Origin of the sequence: Nocardioides sp. (genome assembly GCF_036401255.1) — a bacterium.
Taxonomy (GTDB): domain Bacteria; phylum Actinomycetota; class Actinomycetes; order Propionibacteriales; family Nocardioidaceae; genus Nocardioides.
The window spans coordinates 1-7,665 of the sequence record NZ_DASWVI010000332.1 but is presented as its reverse complement, the minus strand read 5'-3'; the positions used below and the strand labels follow the sequence as shown (position 1 = coordinate 7,665).

Here is a 7,665-nt window from a genome sequence, read left to right as displayed (position 1 = left end):
CGGGGTGCCCGGGCCGGCCGAAGCCACTCGGCCCGCCCCACGGACCACCCCAGGGCCCGCCCCACGGGCCGCCGCGCCGTCCGTGCTGGTGCCACTCCTGCTCGCCGTGGCCGGCCCACTGCCGGCTGAAGCCTCGCTGCCCCATGATCGGGCTCCTCTCGTCTCGGGTGCCGCGCTGCCGGCGTACTGTCGCCGACCCTTCACGATATATCGCGAGCGTACGTCGATGGATCGGTTCGGACAAGGAGAATCCCCGGTGGACCGGGGAAACTGGCGCTTGTCAGGGGTTGCAACGGCCGACAAGCGGAGGAATCCCCGGTGGACCGGGGATTCCGACACCGACCACTACCGCGCGAGCCAGGCGGCGTAGGCGTCGAAGGTGTAGGGCCGGCCGAGGAAGTCGGCGACCAGGTCGGCGGCGTCGCGGGAGCCGCCGGGAGCGAGCACGCGGTCGCGGTAGCGACCGGCCACCGCCGAGTCGAAGAGGTCGGCCGCGTCGAACGCCGAGAACAGGTCCTTGGCGATGACCAGCGACCACATGTAGGTGTAGTACGCCGAGGAGTAGCCGGAGAGGTGCCCGAACCCGGCGAACATGTGGGTGCCCTCGATGTAGCGGAACGGGGAGTAGCGCTCCTGCAGGTCGCGCATCGCGGCGGTGAGGTCGGCCGGGCGCGAGGCGTGGAACCAGTAGGACATCGCGGCGTAGAACATCTGGGTCCGCGCGTGGTAGCCCTTGCCGAACTCGTCGGCCGCGCGCATCCGCTCGACCAGGTCGACGGGGATCGGCTCACCGGAGGCGTCGGTCGCGAACGTGCGCAGCACCTCGGCGTCCCACGCCCACTCCTCGAGCAGCTGGCTGGGCGCCTCGACGAAGTCCCACTCGGTCGCGACCCCGGAGAAGCGGGTCCAGTCCCCCTGCCCGCCGAGCACGTGGTGGACCAGGTGGCCGAACTCGTGGAACAGCGTCACGACGTGGTCGTGCTCCATCAGCCCGCGGGCGAAGTTGCACACCAGCGCGCCCTCGGGGAGCTGCCGGCCGGCGAGGCCGTCGACGAGCGTGAACTGCGCGGCGTGCTTGTACTTGCCCTCCCGCGGGTGCAGGTCGAGGTAGATCCGCCCGATCCGCTCGGGTGCGGCGCCCGGGCCGGCGGCCCGCAGCACGTCGTACGCCGTCACGTCCTCGTGCCACACCGGCGCGTCCGGCACGGCGACGTACTCGAGCCCGAACAGCCGCCCGGTCACCTCGAGCAGCCCCTGACGGACCTTGCCGAAGTCGAAGTACGCCCGCACCCGCTGGGCGTCGACGTCGTGGCGCTCCTGGCGGACCAGTTCCTCGTAGTACACGGAGTCCGCGGTGTCGATCGCGGTCGCCTCGGGGACGTCGCGCCGGTAGCGCTCGAGCAGCAGCGCGAGGTCGCGACGCATCGGCTCCTCGGCGGCCGCGGCGATCTTGTCGATGAACGCCGGGATCGCCGAGCCCTCCCCGATCATCTTCACGTCGGCGTCGTACGACGCCCAGTCGGTGTAGCCCACGAGCGTCGCGAGCTCGTGGCGCAGCGCGAACAGCTCGGTCAGCAGCGGCTCGTTGCGCGGCCAGCCGCGCTCGAGGAACGCGACCGTCACCTGGCGCCGGAGGTCGGCGTCGTGGGCGAACATCCGCACCGGCACCGAGTCGGGGTAGTCGGTGGTGACGGTGACGAGGCCGTCGTCGGCGACCGGGTGGGCGTCGAGCCAGTCCTGGGGCAGGCCGGCCAGCCGCTCCGGCGGCACGCGGACCGTGCGGACATCGTCGCGGATCGTGCGGCCGAACTCCTGGCCGATCTCGGTGAGCCGCTCGTTGATCTCGACCAACCGGGCTCGGGTCGCGTCGTCGCGGTCGACGCCCGCGCGCCGGAAGTCCTCGAGGGTCTTGTCGAGCAGCCGGGCGGCGGCCGGGTCGAGCCCGCTGCCGTCCAGCGCCGCGAACACGTCGTAGAGCCGCCGGTCCTGGCGCAGCGAGGTCACCAGCCGGTCGACCTCGACCTCGGCGGCCTCGCACGTGGTGCGCACTTCCTCGTCGGGGTGCACGTTGGCGAGCAGCGACGCGGCGGCCGCGACGCCGGAGAGCGCGCGGGCGACCTCGTCCCAGGTGCGCAGCACCTCCAGCACGTCGGCCGGTGGGTCCTCGCGGAGCCGGTCGGCGAGCTCGCGCGCGGCGGCCAGGCCGTCGCGGGTGCGGGCCTCGACCCACTCCTGGGTGTGGTCGGGCGTCGGCAGGTCGAGGGGGGCCAGCGTCATGCGGCCAAGACTAGGAGCGCGCGCCGAGCGCGGCGGCCGTGCGCATAGAGCAGGTAGCCCGCGGCCAGGCCGAGCCCGGCGAGCGCCACCACCCGCGCGGTGAACAGCGCGCCGCCGGACGGGTCGAGCGCCGCGTAGACGCCGAGGTCGCCGTCGACGTACCAGACGAGGTACGCCGCCAGCGGCGCCAGCCAGGTCGGCGGATGCCACCACCGCACGTCGGCCTGGTTGGTGCCGACCAGCAGGAAGTCGACGAGCACCAGGGCCGGGGTGACCAGGTGCTCGAGCACGGACCACGGTGCGGTCAGGTTGCCGTTGGCCATCGGGAGGTAGGCCAGGCACACCACGCTCATCGCGGTCGCGAGCGTCCCGCGCAACCACGGCGAGCGCGGCTCGGCGAACGCGAGCCCGAGGAAGCCCACGGCGACGGCGAGGTTGGCCAGCTGGCTGAGCGCGGTCCACCACACGTCGTACTCCCGCGCGGCGAGCGCCACCCCGGTCGCCGCGGACGCGGCGACCGCGAGCCGCCAGGCTGCGACCGACGCGCTGTTCACCCGACCAGGGTCCCAGGTTCACCTCGTGTTCACCTGCGGAACGGGCGAGGTCCGCCCGGAGCGGGACCGGCTCAGGGCCGCAGCTGCTCGCGGCGCCGGGCCAGGTAGGCCCGCTCGGCGGGGTTCTCGGTGGCCGCGATCGCGGCGTCGTACGCCGCCCGCGCCTCGGCGCTGTGGCCGAGCCGGCGCAGCAGGTCGGCGCGGGTCGCGTGCCAGGCGTGGTAGCCGCTCAGCGGCAGCTTGTCGACGGCCGCGAGCGCGACCTCCGGGCCGTCGAGCTCGGCGGTGGCGACCGCGCGGTTGAGCGCCACGATCGGGCTGGGCGCGATGGCCTCGAGCTGGGCGTAGAGGGCGGCGATCTGCTCCCAGTCGGTGTCGGCGGCGGTCGGGGCGTCGGTGTGGACCGCGTTGATCGCGGCCAGCAGCTGGTAGCGCCCCGGGCCGCGGCCGGTCTCACGCGCCCGGGCCAGGCACTCACGCACGATCGCGTGCCCCTCGGCGATCAGCGTCCGGTCCCATCCGCCGCGGTCCTGCTCGGACAGCACGACGAGCTCGCCGCCGGCGACCCGCGTCGTACGCCGGGCCTCGGTGAGCAGCATCAGCGCGAGCAGTCCCGCGACCTCGGGTTCGTCGGGCAGCAGGGCGCGCAGGATGCGGGCGAGACGGATCGCCTCGGCCGTGAGGTCCTCACGGATCGGCACCTCGCCGGAGCTGGCGAGGTAGCCCTCGTTGAAGATGAGGTAGACGACCGCGAGGACCGCGCCGAGGCGGCTGGCGAGGTCCTCGGTCGCCGGCACCCGGTAGGGGATGTGCGCGTCCTTGATCTTGCGCTTGGCGCGCGTGATCCGCTGCGCCATCGTCGTCTCGGGGACCAAGAACGCCTGCGCGACCTCGGGCACGGTCAGGCCGCCGAGCAGCCGCAGGGTCAGCGCCACCCGCGCCTCGGGGGCGAGCGCGGGGTGGCAGCAGGTGAAGATCAGCCGCAGGCGGTCGTCCTCGACCGGCCCGGTCGGCTCGTGGGGTGTGTCGTCGTGGATCATCAGGGCCGCCTGGTGCTTGGCGTCGCGGTGCGACTCGCGGCGGATCCGGTCGATGGCGCGGTTGCCGGCCGTGGTGGTCAGCCAGCCCCCGGGGTTGGGGGGTACGCCGTCGCGTGGCCACTTCTCGAGGGCCACGAGCAGCGCCTCGCCGGCCGCCTCCTCGGCGATGTCGATGTCGCCGAAGCGGCGCACCAGCGAGGCCACGACCCGGCCGTACTCCTCGCGGTAGATCCGCTCGACCGCCGCGTGGGCGTCGCTCACGCGCCGGGCTCCTCCTGGAACGGGCGCACCTCGACCCGGTTGGCGCAGGCCTTCGACCCCTCGGCGGCCCACTTCAGCGCCGCGTCGAGGTCGGGCGCCTCGATGATCCAGAAGCCGCCGAGGTACTCCTTGGTCTCCGCGAACGGCCCGTCGGTGACGATGGTCTCCGCGCCGGTGGCGTCCACGGTGGTCGTGGACTCGTGGGTCTGCAGCCCGCCGGCGAACACCCAGGCGCCCTCGGCCTGCAGCCTCTCGTTGAACGTGCCGACCGCGGCGAACACGGCCTGCATCTCCTCGGGCGTCATCGCGTCCATGGCGGCGACGTCCTCGGGGTCGTGGATCACGGAGAGCAGGTATTGCGACATGGGGTTACCTCCTGGTCGGGGGGCCTCGGTGGCCCCGTCATCTGGTCCACGAACGGCCCGGGCCGGGTACGACACCCTTCCGCAAATGATTCCGCGCTGCCTACTGTGCGCACCATGGACGACTCGGGCGAGCAGGGGTGGGGCGGCCTGTACCGCGCCCACGTGGACGCCGTCACGGCGCTGGCCGAGGGCCTCTCGCCCGAGCAGCTGCGAGCGCCGGTGCCGGCGACGCCGGCGTGGACGGTGCACGACGTGCTCGCCCACCTCGCCGGCGCGGCCTCCGACGCCGTGACCGGTCGCGTCGACGGGGCGCCCGGACCGGAGTGGACGGCCCGGCACGTCGCGGAGCGCAGCGTGCTGTCGGTGGCGGACCTGGTCGAGGAGCTGCGCACCCACCGCGACGCCGTCGCGGACGCCACGGCCGGAGACCCCCGGCCAGCGATCGTGTGGGACATCGCGGTCCACCACGCCGACCTGCACGAGGCGCTCGGGCTGGGTGAGCTGCCCGAGCCCCTGTGGGCGCCGGTCCTGGCCGCGGCCGCGGCGACGCGGCTCGGCACCGCCGGCGTGCCCGCGGACGTGGACCCCTACGAGCTGTTCCGGGCGCTGTTCTCGCGGCGCTCGCGCGCCCAGATGCAGGCCTGGGGTCTCCCGGTCTCGCCCGAGCAGCTCGACGAGCTGTGCATCTTCGGACCCCGCGAGGACGACCAGCCCGTACCCTGAGGTGTGCTCCCTCGATCGCGGCTGCTGCGCGCCCTGACGCTGCTTGCAGCCTGCGCGCTCGCCGTCTCGGTCCTGGGCGCGCCTGCCACCGCCGGCCCCGAGGGCCCGACCGCGACGATGACGAAGGTCGATCCCCGCAAGACCCGGGGCCTGTTCGTCGACCCGGTGATGCCGGCGTACGAGAACGGCGGCGTCTACCGCGACCGGATCGGCCGCTACGCCCAGGCGTTCTGGGTGATCCCGGAGATGTACGCCACGGCGACGGTCCGCGACGACGTGCGGGCCTACACCGCCCGGGCGCTCGCCGCGAGGAGGACGCCGGTGCTGTCGGTCTACGGCATCCCCGGCCGCGACTGCGGCATGTACTCCTCGGGCAACCCGCTCACCACCGCCGAGCAGTACCGCGGCTGGATCCGCCAGGTCGCCAGCGGCGTCCGCGACCAGTCGGTGCTGCTCGTCTTGGAGCCGGACGCGCTCGCGCTGTTCAGCAGCGACCTGCAGAGCTGTCCCGACAAGCCCGACGGCTGGCAGGGGATGCTGCGGTTCGCGAGCCGGGTGCTGACGAAGGCCGGGGCATGGGTCTACCTCGACGCGGGCCACTCCAACTGGACGCCGTACGACCGGCGTCCGGCCGTGCTGAGGTCCGCCGGCATCGGCTACGCCCGAGGCTTCAGCACCAACGTCTCCAACTTCCGCCCGACCGCCGACGAGAAGGCGTACGCCGGCTTCCTGCTGCGCGGGCTGCGCAAGCTCGGCATCCGCGGCAAGCACTACGTGATCGACACCTCCCGCAACGGCGCGACCCCGAGCGCGGACGGCTACGACGTCATCAACCCGACCTGGGCCCGGGTCGGTCGACCGCCCAGGCTGGTCTTCGACAAGGCCTTCGACGGCACGCTCTGGGTCAAGCACCCCGGCGAGTCCGACGGGGAGAAGAACGGCGGCCCGCCGTCGGGGCAGTGGTGCGACCTGCTCGCCGACCGGCTGCTCGGCCTGCCCGAGTCGCCCGGCTGCTGACCTCGCGGTCAGCGGTCCTCGGCGAGCGTGTGCGCGACGACCGCGTTGGCGTGCCCGTGGCCGAGGCCCTGCTCCTTGAGCAGCCCCACCAGGTCCAGGTGCCTCGCGGTCGTGCCGTAGCCGGGGGCGGCGCGCACCAGTCCCTTCCAGTGCTCGATCGGCAGACCGTAGGTCTTCTCGATCGACGGGAAGTAGGACGCCGGACCCGTCACCTTCTCGCTCATGACGGCTCCGACCCGTCCGCGGGGAAGAACTCATCGGGCGTCTAGGTTCGGGGATCGTGCGAACGTTGCGAGACCGGGTGCAGGGCCTGGTGGCCGACACCCGGCCGCTGCGCAACGAGCACTTCCGCCGGCTGTGGCTGGCCAACATCGTCACGGTGATCGGCGCCCAGCTGACGGTCGTGGCGGTGCCGGCGCAGATCTACCAGATCACCGGCTCCTCGGCGTACGTCGGCCTCACCGGCCTGTTCGGGCTGGTGCCGCTGGTCGTGTTCGGGCTGTGGGGCGGCGCGCTGGCCGACGTCTTCGACCGGCGCACGCTGCTGCTGATCACCACGCTCGGGCTGATCGGCACCAGCGCGCTGTTCTGGCTGCAGGCGGCGCTCGGCAACGGCGACGTGTGGCTGCTGCTCGGGCTGTTCTCGGTGCAGCAGGCCTTCTTCGCGGTCAACCAGCCGACCCGCAGCGCCGTGCTGCCGAAGCTGCTCGGCCCCGAGCTGCTGCCGGCCGCGAACTCGCTGTCGATGACGGTCTTCCAGGCCGGCGCGATCGCGGGACCGCTGGTCGGCGGCGTGCTGATCCCGGTGCTCGGGTTCTCCTGGCTCTACCTGATCGACACGATCACGCTGTTCGCGACGCTCGGTGCCGTGGCGCGGCTGCCGCGGCTGCCGGTGGAGGGCGCCCCGGCCACGACCCCGGGGCTGCGCTCGGTCGTGGAGGGCTTCGCCTACCTGCGCGGCCACCCCGTGCTGCTGATGTCGTTCGTCGTCGACCTGATCGCGATGGTCTTCGGGATGCCGCGCGCGCTGTTCCCCGAGATCGCGCACGTCTCGTTCGGCGGACCGACCGGCGGCGGGCTGGTGTTCGCCGCGCTGTTCGCCGCGATCCCGGCGGGCGCGGTCGCCGGGGGCGTGCTGTCGGGGTGGGTCTCGCGCATCGACCGGCAGGGGTACGCCGTGGTCGTGTGCATCCTCGTCTGGGGCGCGGCGATGACCGGGTTCGGGCTCGCGGTGGGGCTGGCCGAGCACTGGCAGCGCCCGATGCTCGTCGTGGCGATCGCGATGCTGGTCGTCGGTGGCGCGGCCGACATGGCGTCGGCGGCGTTCCGCACCAGCATGCTGCAGAGCGCCGCGGACGACTCCGTGCGAGGCCGGCTACAGGGCGTGTTCATGGTGGTCGTCGCCGGTGGGCCGCGGATCGCGGACGT

The 7,665-nt window shown here is 73.3% G+C and carries 8 protein-coding genes; 3 read left to right on the top strand and 5 right to left on the bottom strand.

Translation table 11 applies throughout. From position 1 onward, the window contains the following. Positions 1-345: 345 nt before the first annotated feature. From VGD85_RS15460 to VGD85_RS15445, 4 genes are all read right to left on the bottom strand, one after another. Positions 346-2,277 (bottom strand): M3 family metallopeptidase, encoded by a 1,932-nt coding sequence (locus tag VGD85_RS15460; RefSeq protein WP_331064325.1) that lies wholly within the window; start codon positions 2,275-2,277, stop codon positions 346-348. Then, complete coding sequence (locus VGD85_RS15455) at positions 2,274-2,831, bottom strand: hypothetical protein (protein ID WP_331064324.1); 558 nt, start codon at positions 2,829-2,831, stop codon at positions 2,274-2,276. The genes VGD85_RS15460 and VGD85_RS15455 overlap by 4 nt, the downstream gene beginning before the upstream one ends. Before the next feature lie 71 nt (positions 2,832-2,902). Beyond that, positions 2,903-4,132, bottom strand: a complete 1,230-nt coding sequence (locus VGD85_RS15450; protein ID WP_331064323.1) for an RNA polymerase sigma factor — start codon at positions 4,130-4,132, stop codon at positions 2,903-2,905. Then, positions 4,129-4,497 (bottom strand): YciI family protein, encoded by a 369-nt coding sequence (locus VGD85_RS15445; protein WP_331064322.1) that lies wholly within the window; start codon positions 4,495-4,497, stop codon positions 4,129-4,131. Before VGD85_RS15445 ends, VGD85_RS15450 begins: the two co-directional genes overlap by 4 nt. A 114-nt stretch (positions 4,498-4,611) precedes the next feature. On the opposite strand from VGD85_RS15445, the gene VGD85_RS15440 reads away from it, so the two are divergent. Beyond that, entirely contained in the window at positions 4,612-5,220 is a 609-nt protein-coding gene (locus VGD85_RS15440) for a maleylpyruvate isomerase family mycothiol-dependent enzyme (RefSeq protein ID WP_331064321.1), read from the top strand. 3 nt (positions 5,221-5,223) lie between these two features. Continuing rightward, positions 5,224-6,237 carry a glycoside hydrolase family 6 protein gene (locus VGD85_RS15435; RefSeq protein WP_331064320.1) on the top strand — a complete coding sequence of 338 codons (1,014 nt, stop codon included), beginning with the start codon at positions 5,224-5,226 and terminating at the stop codon, positions 6,235-6,237. A gap of 8 nt (positions 6,238-6,245) precedes the next feature. On the opposite strand, the gene VGD85_RS15430 is transcribed toward VGD85_RS15435, so the two are convergent. Further along, entirely contained in the window at positions 6,246-6,461 is a 216-nt protein-coding gene (locus tag VGD85_RS15430; RefSeq protein ID WP_331064319.1) for a DUF4287 domain-containing protein, read from the bottom strand. Between the two features lie 56 nt (positions 6,462-6,517). Here VGD85_RS15430 and VGD85_RS15425 point away from each other — a divergent pair. Next, the coding region (locus VGD85_RS15425; RefSeq protein WP_331064318.1) for an MFS transporter at positions 6,518-7,665 on the top strand (1,148 nt) is incomplete at its 3' end.

Bases quoted from the DNA above. Each gene is read 5' to 3' on its own strand.
- VGD85_RS15440 (WP_331064321.1), top strand. From the start codon at position 4,612: ATGGACGACTCGGGCGAGCAGGGGTGGGGCGGCCTGTACCGCGCCCAC.
- VGD85_RS15445 (WP_331064322.1), bottom strand. From the start codon at position 4,497: ATGTCGCAATACCTGCTCTCCGTGATCCACGACCCCGAGGACGTCGCC.
- VGD85_RS15430 (WP_331064319.1), bottom strand. From the start codon at position 6,461: ATGAGCGAGAAGGTGACGGGTCCGGCGTCCTACTTCCCGTCGATCGAG.
- VGD85_RS15460 (WP_331064325.1), bottom strand. From the start codon at position 2,277: ATGACGCTGGCCCCCCTCGACCTGCCGACGCCCGACCACACCCAGGAG.